This is a genomic window from Peribacillus simplex (genome assembly GCF_001542915.1).
Taxonomy (GTDB): Bacteria; Bacillota; Bacilli; order Bacillales; family DSM-1321; genus Peribacillus; species Peribacillus simplex_B.
The window spans coordinates 43,812-62,813 of sequence record NZ_LNNH01000028.1 but is presented as its reverse complement, the minus strand read 5'-3'; the positions used below and the strand labels follow the sequence as shown (position 1 = coordinate 62,813).

Here is a 19,002-nt window from a genome sequence, read left to right as displayed (position 1 = left end):
GAAGGAGGCTATCCTAATGGGGTAGAGTATCGTCGTTACTAAAAGAAAAAAAGGAGACAGTACGTAAATTGTTAGATCTCCTTTATAAGGGCATGTAAGGGGGCTTAGTTCATGATTCATTCTGTTTTTTAAAATCAATGATTATACGGAACCTTTATTGAGCTCAGTAAGCTTTGAATTAATGGCAAAGATTTTTGCGTTGACGTTTGTAATTCCAATGCCAGCTAATCTATTAGTGTGCATGAGCAGATATGTTTCAGCCGTTTCTTTCGTTTCAAAAGTGTAGATTCCGCCTGCTTCATTTGTTTCGGGACTTTCTGTCCAGATTTTCCATATGAAGCCCTCTTCTTCATTGATGCTTCTCGCTATATCAGAAAACGCCTCAGCCATTTCATTTCCGAATGGTCCATTCATTTTAAAATCGACTTGTAATACGTATGCCATGGTCATACTCCTTTGTTTATTTTATGGTTGTTAAATAGGATTCCGCTATTTGATTATGGTCAAGTGAAAGCTCTTTTTCAATAAACTCACTTATGAACTTATCTAAATAAATCTTATCCGTTATAGGCCCGCTTTAATGCATTTATATCAATTTTCTTCATTTGATACAGTGCTGTCATGACTCTTGCCGATCTTTCAGGATCCGTGTTGTTAATCATATCCGTAATATTTTCAGGAATTATCTGCCAAGATACTCCGAATTGATCTTTCAGCCAGCCGCAAGCTTGCGCTTTTTCATCTCCGCCTTGTGAAAGATTTTCCCAATAATAATCGACATCTTTTTGAGATTCGCAATGAATGATGAAGGATATCGCCTCTGTGAATTTGAAATGCGGCCCGCCATTCAATGCGATGAATGCCTGTCCTTCCAATTCAAATTCGACCGTCATCACTTTTCCCTCTGACATTCCATGGATTTCCCGACCTACATTGCCATAGTGTGTGATCCTGCCAATCTTCGAATTTTCAAAGATGGACGTATAAAATCTCGCGGCCTCCTCTGCCTGTGTATCGAACCATAGATTTGTTGTGATTTTTTGAAGTTTGTTTTTCATCATTTTCACCCTTTCGTCTTCATGTTTACATGGACCTTTGCTGTATTTTATCATCAAGGGACTTCGGCGATCGAACCTGGCATCGTCCGTACAGAAGTTGAAAGCACAAAGAGGATATGGAGATGCTTTCCACGAAAGGAATAGCCCCCATATCCGCAGGGAAATGCCATTAACGTAATGCCGTTATCAGCTGCCGACGTTGACTTGCCAGTTGATTCCGAACTTGTCCGTTACTTGACCGTATAACTTACTCCAAAAGGTTTCTTGAAGCTCCATACGGACCGTGCCGCCTTCTTTTAAGTTATGGAAGATTGATTCGATTTCATCCAGATTATCCGTAACGAATGCGAGGCTGATGTTGTTTCCTTCAATAAAAGGCATACCAGGGAAAACATCGGAAAACATGATATTGCTGCCGCCAATATTCATTCTTGCATGCATGACTAAATTTTTCGCTTCCTCTGGAAGTTTAAATTCAGGGTTCGGCGGGGTTTCCCCAAAGGTCATGAAGTTCGTTGCTTCCGTTCCAAAGACCTCGGCATAAAACTTTACCGCTTCACGACAATTTCCATTAAAATTAAGGTATGCATCAACTGACATTTGTCCCACTCCTTTATTTTTCCTACTTATGGATAGCGTAATCAGGCAGTTTGTTCTCAAATGGTTTTACATTCGTCTTAATCCCTGACGAAAAATTCAGGCGGTTCCATCCCTAGTATCCTAAGATAAATAAACCCTTGTCCTCTATGATGGATTTCATTCTCCAACCCATATTGGATTCTCGCAAAATGGCTTTGAGCGGGGCCAAAGAATGGATCCTTTTCCACTACCTCAAGTGTTTCATCGGTCACTTCCTGCCAAAGTCTCCGTGTATTCTCCCTTACGGCTTCGCAGGCGGATATCAGGGCCTCTTTTGTTGAAATGGCTGCAAACGAATCTTGAAATTCCCATTCATGAAGAGCAATTCCCCGAATATAGGCACTCTCGATGTTCATGATTTCTTTAATCATCTCTGCGAAGGGACGAAGCTTATCAGCAGGTGTATAGTGGAATAGCTCCTCTTTAGGAAAAGCTTCCACCACCCGCATCGTCAATCTTCTGTTACCTTCCAATATCTCAAATAAACCGTCTTTCGAAAGTACCATCCATTCACACTCCCTAGCAAATTAGTCTGTATAGATGTTCTGTGCATAATTGAAAAATCCTGCAAATTCTACCGATAAAAAATAGTTTCTGAAGATTTCTTAAAGTTTAGTTGGGAAAGTAGAAACTTGCAGATAATTGATCTAATATTTGGTATAATCAAAAAGGAGTTAGATCATTCAAACTCTAAAAGACGCTGCAAGCCATAAAAACGCAGGAAATGGAGTGAAGCATATGATCAATAAAGTAGGCCAAATTATGCTATATGTTAATAACCAGGATGAATGCATGAAGTTTTGGACGGAAAAAATGGGTTTTAAGGTAATTTCAGACGAGGATAACGGAACTTTGAGATGGATTGAAATGGCACCTACAACAGAAGCGCAAACGAGCATTATCCTGCACAATAAGGAATTGATCGCTAAAATGCAGCCTGAATTGAACCTTCATACTCCTTCGTTGATGTTTTTCGCGGAAAATCTTGATGCCTTATATAAAGAATTTTTAGATAAGAATATCAAAGTCGGAGACATGGTTACGATGCCTACAGGTAAAGTATTCAATTTTGCCGATAATGAAGATAATTACTTTGCAATCATGGAAAAAAAGTGATTCTAAGATGAATCTTCAAAACGACTAGAAATTCCATTTTTAGTCGTTTTGATTTACAAAATTATCGTTCTCACTCTGCAGGCCTTGGCCCCGCGGCAAGTCCCGAGTTTTCAACCGTCATGATCGGACGGATGGCGATGTCTCCATTCACGTAAATTTGACAGGATAGCCGAAGCTGATCCTCGATTCCTTTTTCCTCAAAGGATTTTTTTTCTTCATTTGTCACTTCAGCAAAATCACCTGCCAATATCTCCACTCTGCATGTCGTGCATTTGGCCTTTCCGCCACATCGATGGAGAATATTAACCCCGTTATCTTCCAATGCCAAAACTAACTTCTTACCCATTTCAACTTCAAACGTTCCTCGGTCATAAACCGTTACATAAGGCATTTCAATCCCACCCATTCTTTTAAGATTTCACCCATGGTCTCTTCCATATTTATTATCTTACCTTTCCCAAATGCCAAAAAAAAAATGTGGAGTCCATTCCGAATGGCGGTAAAACGAAGGCAGGGGGAAGATGCTTGTGACTGGCAGCCTATCATTGGATGAATAAATCGGCAGCTCGAAGACAAACATTAACTACATACTACCTATCGATTACACATTAACTGATCAGGATATAAACCAGTTGCGAAGAGAGGCATACTAGTAGGGAGGGGTCTAGCTGTGAAGGATGGAAATTGCGATTTTTCACCCATGAAACAAATATTGAAAGAGGATATCCGCCAAGTGATAGCGGCATTAGAGAATAACCTGGAGGCCATGGGGAATGAAAACGAATGTTTGCTCGGGAGCTTTGAAAAAATCAAAGAAAAATTTGTCTCCATTGATATGAAAGCTGCCACTTTTTATTTAAATTGCTATTTATCTCCTTTCACGGACAAATATCCTGAATTAACACTTTGCGTCCAAAATCTATCCAATCGCAGACATGGTGGGTTGATTGTGATTGAGCGGCAGGATGCACTGGAAACATACATTCAACCGGGTATTTCGATTGGAGCGGAATTAACACACTCTTTATTGGAGTCCATTTTTTTCCCTGGAAATCCGCTTCATGATGGTGCGGTGCTGGTCAGTCATAACCAAATCGCTTCCGCTGCAAATGTTCTTCCGCTTTCAGCCAGATCAACAGAAGGCAAAAAACTAGGAACACGCCACAGGGCTGCCCTAGGATTGACTGAACGAAGCGACGCCCTTGTGTTGGTTGTATCGGAGGAAACAGGCCGAGTATCCTTTGCGTTAAATGGATATATGTATCCCATAAATAATCATGGGCTACATTAGAAAATCCCCTGCCCGTATCACACATTAATGGAAGTTCAAAGATACTTGCGTTCCGATTTTCGATTGCCGCTCTTATGTGGGAGATATGAAATGAAATTGTTAACCCGGTCAATTTCACCGGGTTTTTGGTTGCTTTTTATATAAAAAAAGGCATATGATAAATAAGGAGATTCAATCAGATAAGATACAAAACGAAAGAGGATTTTGAGATGATAACTATTAAAAGTGATCGAGAAATACAATTAATGCATGAAGCTGGCAAACTTCTTGCTGCGACGCATAGAGAAATTGCTAAAATGATCAAACCAGGCATCACAACTTGGGAAATCGAGGAATTTGTTGACAAGTACCTTGCAGAACATGGGGCAACGCCGGAGCAAAAGGGCTATAACGGATATAAATACGCAACATGCGCATCGGTGAATGATGTAATATGCCACGGTTTCCCGCAAAAAAAAGCGCTGAAAGAGGGTGACATCGTAACGATTGATATGGTTGTGAACCTGAACGGAGGTTTGGCGGATTCCGCTTGGACATATGCTGTCGGCGAGGTATCAGAAGAAGCACAGCGCTTGATGGATGTAACCAAGAACGCTTTATATAGAGGCATGGAAGTTGCACGGGCAGGAAATCGCCTGGGAGATATCGGGCATGCAATCCAATCATATGCCGAGGGTGAAAAGTTTTCCGTTGTCCGCGATTTCACAGGGCATGGAATCGGTAAAACGATGCACGAAGACCCAACCGTCCTGCACTATGGTAAACCTGGTAAAGGGGCGCGACTAAAAGAAGGCATGGTCATCACGATCGAGCCTATGCTGAATGCTGGAACTTGGCATATGAAAATGGACCAGGACGGCTGGACGGCGAGAACCGCGGATGGAAAGCTATCCGCCCAATATGAACATACACTCGTCATCACAAAAGATGAACCGATCATCTTGACTGAACAGTAAATTAATAAAAAACGGACCCAACTTACGGGTCCGTTTTTCTTTTGCGTGGAATTTCTCGAGAAGGCGGCACAAACCATCCTTGAAGAGCTTAACGGTAATGACCTTCCATCCGGTTTATCCCAGAAGGTATGGATGGATTTTGATCTTATGAAAACGGGCATTAAGAAATCTCGATGCCCAAAGCATTTTTGCTCCCTTCTTCTTTTTTACATATTATTCCACTAAAAACCTCGTCAGAATAGATCAAATATCCCATCTCCCACCATGTAATGAAGCATGAATAATAGTACAAGGCAGTTAAGCATTAAAAACTTTACTATTATGTGGCAGCACAGGATAATAAGGGAGAAGGATGAAATATTTATTTGCATGGTCATTAGAGATACGAAGGAGGTTTTGGCAGTGAAAAAAGGGGTAAAGCCGTCAGCAACGGTAGAATCGGTCGGGTTAAGCCAGCGGGAATTTTTAACGATTTTTTTACTCCATTCCTTGAAATTAAAGGCGAATTATCCACGGGCGATTCATCAGGACCTGAAGAATACGTTTACTGGGAAAGTGCATAGCTACGACTATTTGTGCAAAATATCCAATATGCTTGTAGAGTCCGATCATTTATCCCTTTACACGAATAAGGGCAGAAATTATTATCAAATTACCGAAAAAGGAAAAGAGCTTCATATATGGTATCAAAAGAATTTCCTCGAGCGGTTTTCCGAAGTGAAAAAGGTCATTGACCGGTTCATGTTCGATTTGCGGGGATCAGGTGAAAATCCCCCAGTTCAAAACGAACTTCCTGAAGAATATCGGTCTTATTTCTCGAAAATAATATCAGTGAAGGATCTTGTTCGGTACATTACATTAAAAGCCGCTTTTACAAAGAAACCTATTTATATGGGGGAAATTGGCGAATTGCTTAAAAATCAGTTCGGGTGGATTGCTTCTAACGGATATTTATACGATTTATCTCACGAAATGGAAGAGAACGGTCTTCTTGTCGGAAGATGGGAAAGCGAAAAACGAACGAAACGTTATTTGAGAATTACGGACGAAGGACAGCACCATTATAAACAAATTGCGGATTCGGCTGCTTTCCAAGTGCAGGAAATCCAAAAATACATGGCGAGTGTCGTGATGTTCTTAAAAGAAAGTGCATGAAGAAGTGAAAGCGTGCCCATAAGATTGTAAGGAAGTTTCAAATTACATGCTTATCATGAATCTTTAAAGGGTAAAAGTCATTAAAAACACTTCATATCATGGGGGAATGCATAATGGTAGAAAAACACGATGAAATGGGCAGCATATTCAGTTTCATAAAAGGCCAGGTCGACAAACTGCCCATTTCCAATTCCAAAAAGAACAAAATGCTGGATCAGCTTTTAAAGCTTAAAACGATGACGGTCGATGCAAGGGAGCCGCGGATTGCCCTTGTCGGCAGGCGCGGGTCGGGAAAATCCTCATTGATCAATGCGATGTTTGGTCAGGAACGGCAATATGTCAGTTCTGTTAAATCAGGAACGGGTAAAGGGAAATGGCTCTGGTATCCGAGTGATGCCAACCCTAAAATTCGTCTGTTGGACTCCCGGGGATTAGGCGAAAGTGAAGCACCGACAGAGGAATTCGAAGAAGAAAGCCCATTGCAAGAATTGATGAAGGCGGTCACGGAAGAACAGCCCGATGTGTTTCTTTTCTTGATAAAAGCAAAGGAAGCGGACGCGCGGATCGAAGAGGATTTACAAGAGCTGAATAAGCTGCGTATGCTCGTCAAGGAGAAGCACCATTACGATGTCCCAGTCATCTGTGTAGTCACCCAAGTGGATGAATTGGATCCTCCGCATTATAAACAAGCACCTTTTGATGCCAATCCCAAGAAAAAACAGAATATGGAAGAGGCCATGATGTTGATGTCGAAGCGATTTGATGAAAGTGACATTCCGCTCTTGAACATCATTCCCATTTGTTCCTATATTGATTTTGATGAAAGCGGGAATATCGAATATGATATGCGTTGGAACATCGATTTACTTTCGGATTATTTAATCGAGGCCTTACCCAGTGAAGCGAAACTGAAGACAGCCAAAGCGATCCAGAGTCAATTCGTCAAGAGAAAATTTGCGCGAACGATCGTGGGGACCTTTACGGCCATTGCCGGTATTATTGGAGCAGAACCGATTCCTTTTGCCGATTTTCCGATTTTGACGGGAATTCAAGGCTTGATGATCGTGGTCATTGGTTTCATCGCCGATAAAGACATCAATACGAAATCGGCGAGTGAATTCATTGCAGCATTAGGAATCAATGTAGGCATCGGCCTCCTTGTCAGGGAAGGTGTCAGGGCAGCGGTCCGCTTCGTTCCGGTAGCCGGTCTAGCCGTTTCCGGTGCGGTCGCCGGCGGAGTCACCTATGGCATCGGTCAAGCTGCGATTGCCTACTTCATTGAAAACAAGGACATCGACCAGGCAAAAAACGCTTATAAAAACGCCAACAAAAATTTTAAAAATGAGGACATTGAATCCTAATAAGCAGATTCAAATCAGAATCTCCACTAAAGTGATAGTATAAAAGGGAGTTCTAGTGGTGAAGGGTGTTGCTGCTGGATGGTTTAGCATATTGCTTATCATAGAAGGGGTGTTCTCCATGCTTTTTTTTCAATCACGGAAGCAACAAGAATATATACAAAGGTTAGAGGAAGGGATACAGCCCTTTGCTGATCGAGCAGAAGCACTCGATACGACAAATGGGTTCCCTTTTGAAAACATTAAAGAATTAAAGGATTTTGGCTATCCAAAGCTAACGCTGGCAAAAGAGTTTGGGGGCCATGGCGGGACATTATATGATTTCCTCCTTTGCCAAGAAAAAATAGCGCAGTATTGCGGCCCCACCGCCTTAGGGATAGGCTGGCACGTCGGGACGGTGCTGTCCTTAATGGAGAGGAAGCCCTGGGAAAAAGGGGTCATGGATCAATTGTTTCACGAAGTGTCAGCGGGCGCCCTCGTCAATACGGCGGCATCAGAGGCCGGGACGGGAAGCCCGACGCGAGGAGGCCGGCCTGAAACGACCGCCACTAAAAAAGGGGAACGATGGATTTTGAATGGCAGAAAGACTTTTACCACTCTTTCCCCCGTCCTGGACATTTTTCTTGTGACAGCATGGGTACCCGAGGATGAGCGGCTAGGTACATTTTTCGTTCATCGCGACGAAGCTGGTGTCGTAATAGAAGAAACTTGGGATATGATTTCCATGCAGGGAACAGGAAGTCATGACTTGGTGTTAAACGACGTGAGCTTGCCTGAAAAGTATTATGTGCAAAAAAGCAACCCTTTGGAAAAACGGAAACCGGAAGCGTGGCTATTACATATACCAGCCTGTTATTTAGGAATTGCAGTAGCTGCGAGAAATCATGCAGTGGAATTCGCCAAAACATATTCTCCCAATAGCTTGCCAGGACCCATAAGGGACCTTCCCAACGTTCAAAGGACAATCGGGGAAATGGAACTGGAGTTAAGTGAGGCGCATCATTTTCTATACTCTGTCGCAGAAAAGTGGGAGCGGAATCCTGAGGATCGTGAAGCATTAGCGACCCAGTTGGGTGCCGTTAAATTATCGGTCACAAACAAAGCGCTCTCCATCGTCGATAAGGCGATGAGGGTAGTTGGTGCCAAAAGCTTGCAACGGCAAAATCCCTTGCAACGCTACTATCGGGATGTTCGTGCAGGGCTTCATAATCCACCAATGGATGATGCGACCATTACGATGCTCGCAAAATCTGCTCTTTATTAAGGAAATGGAAAGCTTCGTTGCACTGGAATGACTAGGTCGTTTCAGTGCTTTTTGCTGTTCATTCCCACATTTCGGATCATCAGGGGACGAGCGTCGCTTTTTCATTTTATCCCATCCTAGTTCCCTTCTCATTCTGATAGTTTTACTAGCTTATCACACTCTATCTTGTTATGATTTATGTACCTTTCTAAATCTTCGAAAAATATCGAAAGTCCGGTGTAAAAATGAATCTCATGACAAAGGATTTGCTGATTAACTTTTTAATTATTCTTTTTCCGATCTTTTTGGCCCATGTAATCTATCTAGTGAAATATGTGTACCGTTTGAAAGCGATAAGGGGATGGTTCTTGGCCATTTTTCCGATTCTTTCACTCATCCTCTGTATGTTATTCCCCGTAGTCACGGAAGAGCATTTCGTTTGGGATCTGCGATGGATTCCTTTTATTTTAGGCGGTCTATATGGCGGCTACAGGTTAGGCATGATATTAATAGTGATCACCCTCCTCATCCGTTATGTAACCGGTGGGGAAAGCGGGTTTTATGTAGCATGCATCACTTTCCCGTTCATCGGCGTTTCCCTATTTTTCATATCGAAATACTATCAAAAAATATCAGTCGGTAAAAAAATCGTCATCGGTGTAGCATTAATCTTTCTTGTCCATATTCTTACAGACTACGTTTCGACCCAAATCTTTGACCTCGTCATAGGGATAAGCCTATGGAAACAGTATTTCATCATCCAAGTGATAGGCATCGTCATCGTCATCATCCTATGGGAGGTGATCATGGCCAATTTCCAGGTGCTTGAAAAACTAGTGAAGGCGGAAAAGCTGCAAATCGTCGGCCACCTGGCAGCAAGCATTTCACATGAAGTCCGTAACCCGCTTACCGTGACCCGGGGATATCTCCAAATGCTAAGGGAAGACGTTTCGCCTCAAACCAAGGTGAAGTATGCGAATATTGCCCTGCAGGAATTAGATCGGGCTACGGACGTCATCAATGATTATTTGACGTTTGCTTCCATATGTCCCGAAAAAATGGAGCGGTTGCGCACATCCGCTGAAATCAATCATGTCGTGAACAGCATCAAGCCATTGGCAAGCAAGAATGGGATTGACTTGAAAATATCCGTTTTTGACGATGAGGCTTACTATGTTGTGGGAGAAAGAAAAAAATTCCAGCAGTGCCTGTTCAATATCATCAAGAACGGGATTGAATCAATGTCTGAAGGAGAACTATCCATCCATCTCCTCCATGCTGCCGCTACCATCCAAATTAAGATTCAAGATCAAGGAAGAGGAATGTCCCAAGAGCAAATAAATCGTTTAGGCGAACCTTATTTCACGACAGAAAATGCAGGAACGGGATTAGGGATGATGGTTTCTTACAGCGTAATCAAAAGCATGGAAGGTACGATATATGTTTCAAGCGTACAGGGGGAAGGGACCTGTTTCTCTCTTAACCTTCCGATTCATGCCCATGAATCTATGTAATATCCTTGTTAATTGACGGTTCAACGGGGATACATTACAATTTAATCAAACTACCAATTTTTGTGAAATGATTCAATCAAGCATTTGATGCCTAAGGGAGATGATCGAATGAAATCGCTTACGGATGGACAAATCATTTGGGAACCGACTAACGAACAAATCGAGCAAACGGTATTGACTCACTATATGAAATGGTTAAAGGAAAAGGAAGGTTTATCATTTCAAGCTTATCATGAATTATGGAAATGGTCTGTTGATGAATTGGAAGCGTTTTGGGCAACGATTTGGGATTATTGCAAGGTAAAAGCGAATCGGACATATGATGCGATTTTATCAGGGCAGTCCATGCCTGGTGCGAAGTGGTTCGAGGGTTCCAGGCTAAATTATGCGGAAAATGCATTAATGAATGATCAGGATGAGAAAACGGCCATTTTTTTTCGTTCCGAGCACATCAAACGGAAAGAGATCAGCTGGAAAGAACTGAAAGATCAAGTAGCTTCCGTCGCCCATTCACTAAGGAAACTTGGGGTGAAATCCGGTGATCGGGTAGTGGCCTATATGCCGAATATACCTGAGACGGTCATCGCGTTCCTGGCTGTAGCAAGCATCGGTGCGATCTGGTCGAGCTGTTCACCTGACTTCGGGGCAAGAAGTGTTATAGATCGTTTCAAACAGATTGAGCCGGTTGTGTTACTGGCGGTTGATGGATACCGGTACAATGGAAAAGTATATGATAAAACAACGGTCGTTTCCCAGCTAAAGAAAGAGTTGGTCACTGTCAAGCATACTGTACTGGTTCCTTACATAGAAAAAAAGAATATACAAGAAAATCCAGCAGATACCATTCCGTGGGCTGACCTCTTACTGGAACCGGCGGAATTGTCATTTGAAAGTGTTCCATTCGATCACCCGCTTTGGATTCTCTATTCATCAGGTACGACGGGAATGCCCAAACCGATTGTACAAGGGCATGGCGGGATAATATTGGAGCACTTCAAATCGACTAAACTGCATCAAGGCATGTCCACAGAGGATACAGCATTTTGGTTCACGACGACAGGCTGGATGATGTGGAATCTCCTGATGGGCGGCTTGCTTAATGAAGCGACGATCGTCCTTTATGACGGCAGTCCTTCCTTTCCGAATCCAGAGGTGCTTTGGGAGCTGGCTGAAGATTCCGGCATGACCTTCTTCGGAACGAGCGCCCCTTTCCTTACCAATTCCATGAAATTAGGCATCAAACCGATGGGGAAATATGATTTATCAAAATTGAAGGCCCTTTTTTCCACTGGAGCCCCTTTGACGGGTGACGGATACAAATGGGTTTATCAGAATGTCAAGAAGGATATCTGGCTCAGTTCATCCAGTGGCGGAACCGATGTTTGTGCCGGATTTGTTGGCGGGGTTCCGACATTACCGGTAAGAATCGGAGAAATACAGGGCAGGGCGCTCGGTGTTCACGTCGAAGCGTTTGATGAAAGGGGGCAGTCATTGATTAATGAGGTCGGTGAATTGGTGATTACCAAACCGATGCCATCGATGCCGTTATATTTTTGGAATGATCCAAAGGGTACAAGATATCACGAGAGTTATTTCGATGCATATCCCGGCATTTGGAAACATGGTGATTGGATAAAAATTGACGAAAAGGGAAGCTGCATCATTTATGGGCGATCGGACTCGACCATCAACCGTTCCGGAGTCCGGATGGGCACTAGCGATATTTACCGCGTCGTGGAAGCGATTGACGAAGTGATGGAGAGCCTTGTCATCGATAGGGAGGTGCTTGGCCGTGGCTCTTCATTGCTGCTGTTCGTCGTCCTTAAGCCTGATAGCTACCTGGATGCAACGTTAACAGCAGCAATCAACGAACAAATCAGAGGACAATTGTCGCCGCGCTTCGTCCCTGATCACATTTATGCTGTCGAACAAATACCTAAAACACTGAACGGAAAGAAAATGGAAGTCCCGATCCGAAAAGGATTGTTAGGTTTCGAGTTTGATAAAGTGGTGAATGCAGACTCCATGGGCAACCCTGAATCACTTCACTATTTCAAGGATTTAGCCAAGGAATTAAACGAGAAGAAAATATTCTGAAAGTCAAGGCGGGGCATAGGCTCCGTCTTTTTTCCATCTTGCCATGCGAGTTTGAAAATATCATGTTTTGTAACTCCCACCAACCCGTTGTAAGCGGATACAGATTCCACTATACTTAAGGTAACTTCGAATACCATCCTATTAAATTACTTCACCACATCTTTTCTCACGTTTAACCGTGCATATTTTCATTCATCCATCATGAAGGGATAAACGCAGGATTTGCTTTTTACCAACTTGGAATGGCCTACGGGCAATTATGTAACAAGTCACTTATAAATCCTTGAAGGTTGATACTTGCCTTGCCATTAGAAACTCCTTTACATGCAACTAAAAAATGATGAGGTATACCTGAGCAATGCCGAACAAACCAAACATTGAAAGGGGAATGCCAATTGAAAACACGAATCACTGAAATGTTGAAAATCGAATATCCGATAATCTGCGGGGGGATGTTTCAAGTTGGGCGGGCGCCGCTCGCAGCTGCCGTATCCGAAGCAGGCGGACTTGGCATCATTACTTCGAAAACACAGGCGACACCCGAACGTCTGCGTGATGAAATACGTAAAGTGAAATCTTTGACAAAAAAGCCCTTCGCCGTGAACCTCAATTTATTTCCAAGTCAAACGGCCACGCCAAATGCTGACTTCATTGATATTTTAGTGGACGAAGACGTGAAAATCGTCGAAACGAGCGGAAGAAGTCCAGAGGGATTGATGCCAAAGCTTAAAGAGCACGGCTTTACCGTGATCCATAAGGTAGCAAGTGTCAAAAATGCGATTTCTGCAGAGAAATTAGGGGTCGATGCCGTAATTATCGTTGGAAATGAAACAGGCGGGCACCCCGGCATGGGGGATGTAGGAACGCTTGTCATGCTGCCTAGGGTCGTCGATTCCGTTTCCATACCCGTTATTGCGGGAGGGGGCTTTTCAGATGGCAGAGGCCTTGTTAGTGCCTTGTCACTGGGGGCTGAGGGTATCGTTATGGGAACCCGCTTCATGGCCACAAAAGAAGCTCCCATTCATGATCATGTTAAAGACTGGATGGTATCGGCAAATGAAATGGATACGGTCGTCATTCAAAGAAATATAGGAAGCCCATCGCGGGTAGCGTTGAATGCTGTCAGTAAAGAAGTGGACCGACTCGAAAATGAAGGAGCCACGATAGAAGCCTTAATTCCGCTCATTACAGGTCAAAGAAGCAAAAAAGTATACTTTGAGGGAGATTTGGATGGAGGTATCTGGTCGTGCGGACAATCCGTCGGACTGATTAAGGAAATATTGACTGTCGATGAACTGATCAAGCAAATCGTCCATGAGGCACATAACTCGCTCGAATCCGTCCAAACCCGGCTTGAATCGATCCGTACATGAATCTTGACGCAAGGGTTTCAGGGGATTATACCGTCGGGAGTCGATGACAATCATAGCTTCAAGCTTTTCACCAAGATGTTTGATATTAATATTGACTGGTTGCATACCTTTTGCCATGGTCTTAAGAATGTTGGTTGGATCCATCCATTCGGGATTCAGTATTGTAGTGCCAAGGGGGGCGAATCACATGATTTGGGCATTCATCATTTTATTTTTAGCTGCATTTACAATGGGTCTCATCGGGGCACCATCATGGGGACTTTTTATCTTGATGTTCCTTTTTTTGGCTTACCTTTTCAGGTTTTACTATTATCACGTTCTTTTTGGAAAAAATGCAGAAAAAATCAAGCATTACGTAAGCAAATCAAAAATACCGCATTATCGATTCATTTACCAGCTCCTATACGGTAATGAAGCAGAAGCGGAAAAAACATTGAATCGCATCAAACAGAAAACAGCCAAAAATCAGGCAAATGTCATGCTCCTTACTAAGCAAGAAAAGTACAAAGAGGCAAAAGAACTCTTATCAAAAATGAAGGATAACAAAGTCAAGTTCTATTATGGTGCGGTCATTTCCCTTCACGAGGGTAACCAACACGCCTACAACTCTTATAAAGAGCAAATCAAGGATAACGTATACCTCTCCTGGCTTAAGGCAGAGGAATACATTCTTGAAGGAAACACAAATGAGGCAATAGAAATAGTGGATAAACAGATCAAACACTTAAGAGGGTTAAAATTACTTTCTGCCGTACATTATAGGGATTCAATGACTCAGGATGATTAAATGAAGGGTTTCCCTTATGACAAATGGCGAAGAATATTTCGGATGGACCCCGAACTGAGATAATGCATAAGTCTGGTAATTGTAATGATAAATTGTTCACTTGATCTATCCACTTACTGTGAAGAAACATAAGTGTAATAAGGAACTACCGATACATGAGATTGATCCATGGCTAGTCTATGGTCAACCTATCGTAACAGACTTTGGCCGTATTTTTGCAAATAAGGAAAAAGTATATGATTGGCAGACAAATTCAAGGAAATGGAGGGGGAAATGGATAAGTTTAGCGAGTTTATTAAAATTGCAAAAAAACTAAATGAGATGGGAATGATTCCATCTTGAATATGTCATACATTATCATGATCCAGATTTTTGAGTTAATTCAATAATGAAAAGATAGATTAGGTTGGGCGTCGATTGGCCTAGCTCACGAAATCCATCCTATCGTAATTCTTTCAAGCGGTAAGCGGATTCATCGAATAGCCTGCCATGAATGTCATTTTATAAGCGGAGATAATACGTTGCAGTAAACAAAAGAGGATGTGTTTTTAACAGGCAAGCGGTAGTTTTGAGTGGTAAACAAATGAAGCATTCAGCAATTTTATTATATTTGTATAATTTTATCACGGTGTTAACCCGTGATTTTTCTCACTTCGGCATTATTTTTATATTTTAATATAACAATATGTCTTAAATACAGAATTTCTGCAGCAAAAAACTCTTTTTAGTCCCAGCGTATAAAAGATTGAAGGGAAGCATTCGAAAAATGAAGAAAAAGATTGGTTGGACACTTGCCATGATTGCACTTTTGATTGGCGGTAGCGTACTTTATTATTTCGGAACTTTATCACTCTACGAAACAAACGAAGATTTATACGAATTCCCTGTACCTAAAAATGCTGAGCTCACAAAGGAAAGTGAGTACGGTAAGAATTATGATTGGTCAAGGGCTTCTGAAGAGAACGGCATTCCATCTTGCTATGAATGGGCCATTAAAGCGAATGGGTGGAAAAAAGGAGAAAGAGAAGGGGCATCCGTTTTCTATACTAAGGGTGACCATACGATCGATGTAATCTCTACAAACAAGAAACTGGATATTCTAAGAGTGAAATAATTAAGTACCTGAACCATATAAGAAATGTCATGGATTGGATCACATGATTCAATCCATCACCATTATCTGGAATTAACTGATAATGATTAGGATTAAATACATAAAGACATTGAATTGCTAATGGAGCATATTTAAAATTTTGTCATTCAAAATAAAGCGCAAATGACATTCAAGGCAATATATCAAAATAAAGGAATTACAAAAAAATAAATAAAATCGATCAGCAAATTGGAATGGATAAATGTAAAGAATAAATATGAATTAGATTAAATTGAACCAAAATCAATGTTTTGTCTCACTAAGTTAAGTATTCTTGAGATATGAGATATTATTAAAGATTAAAATACAACTTCCTATAATATATATTATGTAAACTAGAATAAAATTATTCATCAACTAACCAAAAACTCCCGTTCCCTTTTTCTTCGTTATTACTGGCTGTTATCTTGATTAAAGATCTATTCAATGCTGCTTCCAATGACTCTTAGGATTCGAAATAACTTATACATGTTATATTCCTAGCAGACTCCCATCGTCCTGTGAACAGTTTTTTGTGCAAACTTAGGCTATACTTCATCGCATTAGATCAAGACCGCTAAAGGTCCGCATTTTTTGCTTAATGACGTGGCGTCTGACTTTAAATCATTTCAGGTACCATATCCAGGAATTTACCATAATCAATCTATGGCTCCACTTATTAATGATTTGTTAAGAGATAATCCGCGCCCATATTATTAATGCAACTCCAATAGAAAAAAACTTCCATACCGATGAAAGCTGACTAACAGGCTCATGTCTATGATAATAAAAAGTTTTTACTCACCAATTTTCGTTATTGGATAGCCAACAACTATATTTTAACCCCGTCCTATATTTAGAACGGGTTCCGCTTTTACCATTTTACTCGGTGTATTCCTTAATGAATTATAGTCTAACCTTAACCTCTGTACCGTCCTTGGCCTTGACATCCACCAGCACCAGTCCCTTGTGATTTTTCAGTTCCTCGACGATCGGCTTTAGCATATTTTTGTCTATTAGGGGAAAGGTAAAGTCCAGTTTTTTTCTTTCGAAGGGCTCTTTTGTCCATTTGTTTGCCATTTGCTGAACGAATCTTGAAGTCAAAATTGAGATCCCAATGTTTAAAATCACATATGGAACCGGGATGGAAAACCGAACGTCCTTTACTTTCACCTTTACATGCATCATAAGTAAATCCTAATCAATGAATACGGAAACGGTATCGCCGTTTGCCGATTTAATATCAACGATTTGACCATCCAATTCGTTTTCGATTGCCTCTACAATCAGGTTTATGTCTATATCTTTCATGTACTTTTCCGATTGCGGTATACTTGCTGTGATGCTGTGTTACTCATTCATTAATACTATTTTTTTACCTGTCTCTGCAGAATCTTGAATCGCATCTATCAACTGATGCAACTTAACAGCGTCATTAAAATTAGGAATTTGACTTTTGTTTTCTAATATATCTCTCGCTAAAAGATTATAGGCATGTTTAACATATCCTGCTGGACTACTATTTTCTTTGTAGGGTAGCTTTATTTCTTCCAAATAGACATCATCAGTTTCAGTAAAGGTGGTAAAGGTAGAATGTGTAATTTTTTCGATTTTGAGGTTTCCAAATTGTACATGACCTGAAGAATCATGTTGTTTTAATCGAAATACACCCTCTTCTCCTCTAATCTCTAAATGAAAATTTGGATAAACCCCACCTTGAATATGAACAGATGCCGAAATACCATCAATGAGAGTCCCGTGTATTAATATTTGATCAGCTGTGTTTTTAGGTGTTTTTATACCAGTTTCTTGTATGATTGCTTCTGTATAATTCACATTCATAGTAGCTGATAATTCTTTAAAATCACTCAGAATATAGCAAAGAACATCGAGAGAGTGCCCTCCATTAATAGTAAGTAAATTTGCGCCATTTTCTTTTTTTAATAGATAGTCGCTTCTTTGGTCCGTTATTTTCCCTTTTCCTTGAGTAGCTACTTGCATTGTGCAGGATAATACCTTACCAATCTCACCTTGTTTTATTGCTTGTTTCAAATAATTGACTTCTGGAGATTGTCTTGCTTGCAATCCAATGGCATGGTGAATATTAGCTTGATCAGCCAAATTTGCCAAATCTTTAGCTTGTATGGTGTCTATGCCTAAAGGCCATTCACAGTAGAGATGTTTATTTTCCTTTATGGCAGCGATAGAAGCTTCATAATGGAAAGGAACTTTTATACTAACTACTACCAAATCAACATCTTTAGATTTTGCTAATTCCTTATGACTTGTAAAAGCCAGAGGAGCATTAATCATCGTAGCACTTTTTTTCGCGGTTTCCATTTTCGATGTTCCAATCGCCATTATTTGAAAAAAAGGACTTTCCTTAAGTACTGGAATATGTGTTTTACTAGCCCACTGATTATTCAAAGACCCGCCTATAATCCCTACATTTATCAATTTGTCCCTCATAATTTATCCCTCCAAAACTTTATAGTTATCCCAGGCTAAGTTTAGTAAAAAGGTATTCATTACCCCGGAATAATAAGAACAACTAACACCTATCGCAGTGTCAGTTTTGTATGGTTACTAAAATTCCTTCATCGAAGTAAAGATACTTATCATTTGGATTTACCCATTGCTCAATCGTGCCACTTTGAGTGGCAGTATTATTTATTTCTTGAGGTTAACCCCAACCTTCTAACAAAACTTCTTCAACAGTCATACAGCTGTCGAAGATTCCAGATAACTACATAACTGTGTCAGGAAAGCGGATGGCATCCCGCACGGAAAAGACGGGAATGTGGTGCATGCCAAATCAATATTTCCTCTTCCATGGAAAATCCCCATACATTGCGGGACTTATCGGGCGTGCCTTTTGTGCTTACAGCAAGCGAAACCCTCACCATGACGGGATGACGGGAACTTGCTGACCTGGAGTTTGTAAAAAGCTGAGTTGTGTATATTCGGCCATGGAATGAATCGTCTCAAAATAAACAAAAGTTCCATATTACGTTAGCCTTGGGAGGGTCCATCATTCATCCCTTGGATGAAGGTTTAAGAGCAGCCATTTTTTTTGTTAGGTATGATTGATTTCTGCACTTGATCAGTACCTGCTGTTGCCCATTTCGCCCTACAAGCAACAAACTTTTCAGTACCGTCTTGCCTAGTTGCTGGTTATTGGGTGAAGGAGGTTTTCCCTCCAACTGATACCAGCCATTGTTTTTTTTCATGCTCCTACCTCCTATGTCCACAGGTTATTACTCTCCATTATGTATGTTAACCA

General features: G+C 41.2%; 19 protein-coding genes and 1 pseudogene. 11 read left to right on the top strand and 9 right to left on the bottom strand.

What is annotated here, in order from left to right; translation table 11 throughout:
- Window positions 1-141: 141 nt before the first annotated feature.
- The 4 genes from AS888_RS14485 to AS888_RS14470 all read right to left on the bottom strand — a co-directional run bounded on the left by AS888_RS14485 (window position 142) and on the right by AS888_RS14470 (window position 2,203).
- The gene (locus AS888_RS14485) at window positions 142-444 is read right to left on the bottom strand and encodes a monooxygenase (RefSeq protein ID WP_061142859.1); all 303 of its coding nucleotides are present in this window, start codon (window positions 442-444) and stop codon (window positions 142-144) included.
- A gap of 113 nt (window positions 445-557) precedes the next feature.
- Window positions 558-1,058 (bottom strand): VOC family protein, encoded by a 501-nt coding sequence (locus AS888_RS14480; RefSeq protein WP_061142858.1) that lies wholly within the window; start codon window positions 1,056-1,058, stop codon window positions 558-560.
- A gap of 186 nt (window positions 1,059-1,244) precedes the next feature.
- Window positions 1,245-1,658: a VOC family protein gene (locus tag AS888_RS14475; protein ID WP_061142857.1), complete on the bottom strand. Its 414-nt coding sequence runs from the start codon at window positions 1,656-1,658 to the stop codon at window positions 1,245-1,247.
- 77 nt (window positions 1,659-1,735) lie between these two features.
- Complete coding sequence (locus AS888_RS14470) at window positions 1,736-2,203, bottom strand: DinB family protein (protein WP_061142856.1); 468 nt, start codon at window positions 2,201-2,203, stop codon at window positions 1,736-1,738.
- Window positions 2,204-2,435: 232 nt separating this feature from the next.
- Here AS888_RS14470 and AS888_RS14465 point away from each other — a divergent pair, with 232 nt between their 5' ends.
- Window positions 2,436-2,813 carry a VOC family protein gene (locus AS888_RS14465; RefSeq protein ID WP_061142855.1) on the top strand — a complete coding sequence of 126 codons (378 nt, stop codon included), beginning with the start codon at window positions 2,436-2,438 and terminating at the stop codon, window positions 2,811-2,813.
- 70 nt (window positions 2,814-2,883) lie between these two features.
- Here the strand turns inward: AS888_RS14465 and AS888_RS14460 are convergent, their stop codons facing one another.
- Window positions 2,884-3,204 (bottom strand): 2Fe-2S iron-sulfur cluster-binding protein, encoded by a 321-nt coding sequence (locus AS888_RS14460; RefSeq protein WP_061142854.1) that lies wholly within the window; start codon window positions 3,202-3,204, stop codon window positions 2,884-2,886.
- A gap of 279 nt (window positions 3,205-3,483) precedes the next feature.
- On the opposite strand from AS888_RS14460, the gene cdaS reads away from it, so the two are divergent.
- The 10 genes from cdaS to AS888_RS14410 all read left to right on the top strand — a co-directional run bounded on the left by cdaS (window position 3,484) and on the right by AS888_RS14410 (window position 15,701).
- Window positions 3,484-4,104 carry a sporulation-specific diadenylate cyclase CdaS gene (cdaS, locus tag AS888_RS14455; protein WP_081092458.1) on the top strand — a complete coding sequence of 207 codons (621 nt, stop codon included), beginning with the start codon at window positions 3,484-3,486 and terminating at the stop codon, window positions 4,102-4,104.
- A 209-nt stretch (window positions 4,105-4,313) separates the two neighbouring features.
- The gene (map, locus tag AS888_RS14450; protein ID WP_061142853.1) at window positions 4,314-5,060 is read left to right on the top strand and encodes a type I methionyl aminopeptidase; all 747 of its coding nucleotides are present in this window, start codon (window positions 4,314-4,316) and stop codon (window positions 5,058-5,060) included.
- A gap of 402 nt (window positions 5,061-5,462) precedes the next feature.
- Entirely contained in the window at window positions 5,463-6,215 is a 753-nt protein-coding gene (locus tag AS888_RS14445; protein WP_061142852.1) for a helix-turn-helix transcriptional regulator, read from the top strand.
- A gap of 113 nt (window positions 6,216-6,328) precedes the next feature.
- Window positions 6,329-7,576 (top strand): GTPase, encoded by a 1,248-nt coding sequence (locus AS888_RS14440; RefSeq protein WP_061142851.1) that lies wholly within the window; start codon window positions 6,329-6,331, stop codon window positions 7,574-7,576.
- A 118-nt stretch (window positions 7,577-7,694) separates the two neighbouring features.
- Window positions 7,695-8,837 carry an acyl-CoA dehydrogenase family protein gene (locus AS888_RS14435; RefSeq protein ID WP_061143005.1) on the top strand — a complete coding sequence of 381 codons (1,143 nt, stop codon included), beginning with the start codon at window positions 7,695-7,697 and terminating at the stop codon, window positions 8,835-8,837.
- Window positions 8,838-9,061: 224 nt separating this feature from the next.
- Window positions 9,062-10,330 (top strand): sensor histidine kinase, encoded by a 1,269-nt coding sequence (locus tag AS888_RS14430; RefSeq protein WP_061142850.1) that lies wholly within the window; start codon window positions 9,062-9,064, stop codon window positions 10,328-10,330.
- Window positions 10,331-10,438: 108 nt separating this feature from the next.
- Window positions 10,439-12,427: an acetoacetate--CoA ligase gene (locus AS888_RS14425; RefSeq protein ID WP_061142849.1), complete on the top strand. Its 1,989-nt coding sequence runs from the start codon at window positions 10,439-10,441 to the stop codon at window positions 12,425-12,427.
- Between the two features lie 377 nt (window positions 12,428-12,804).
- Window positions 12,805-13,800, top strand: a complete 996-nt coding sequence (locus tag AS888_RS14420) for an NAD(P)H-dependent flavin oxidoreductase (RefSeq protein ID WP_260320217.1) — start codon at window positions 12,805-12,807, stop codon at window positions 13,798-13,800.
- A gap of 187 nt (window positions 13,801-13,987) precedes the next feature.
- Entirely contained in the window at window positions 13,988-14,587 is a 600-nt protein-coding gene (locus tag AS888_RS14415) for a hypothetical protein (RefSeq protein ID WP_061142848.1), read from the top strand.
- Window positions 14,588-15,353: 766 nt separating this feature from the next.
- Window positions 15,354-15,701: a hypothetical protein gene (locus tag AS888_RS14410; RefSeq protein ID WP_061142847.1), complete on the top strand. Its 348-nt coding sequence runs from the start codon at window positions 15,354-15,356 to the stop codon at window positions 15,699-15,701.
- A gap of 924 nt (window positions 15,702-16,625) precedes the next feature.
- Here the strand turns inward: AS888_RS14410 and AS888_RS14405 are convergent.
- The 4 genes and pseudogenes from AS888_RS14405 to AS888_RS14395 all read right to left on the bottom strand — a co-directional run bounded on the left by AS888_RS14405 (window position 16,626) and on the right by AS888_RS14395 (window position 18,949).
- On the bottom strand, window positions 16,626-16,907 hold the full coding sequence (locus AS888_RS14405) for a hypothetical protein (protein WP_061142846.1): 282 nt from the start codon (window positions 16,905-16,907) through the stop codon (window positions 16,626-16,628).
- 162 nt (window positions 16,908-17,069) lie between these two features.
- Window positions 17,070-18,188, bottom strand: coding sequence for a Gfo/Idh/MocA family protein (locus tag AS888_RS14400; protein WP_061142845.1), 1,119 nt, complete (start codon window positions 18,186-18,188; stop codon window positions 17,070-17,072).
- A 283-nt stretch (window positions 18,189-18,471) separates the two neighbouring features.
- Window positions 18,472-18,726: pseudogene (locus AS888_RS26840) on the bottom strand (catalase); the annotation flags it as partial.
- A 28-nt stretch (window positions 18,727-18,754) separates the two neighbouring features.
- Window positions 18,755-18,949, bottom strand: a complete 195-nt coding sequence (locus AS888_RS14395; RefSeq protein WP_061142844.1) for a hypothetical protein — start codon at window positions 18,947-18,949, stop codon at window positions 18,755-18,757.
- Window positions 18,950-19,002: the final 53 nt, after the last annotated feature.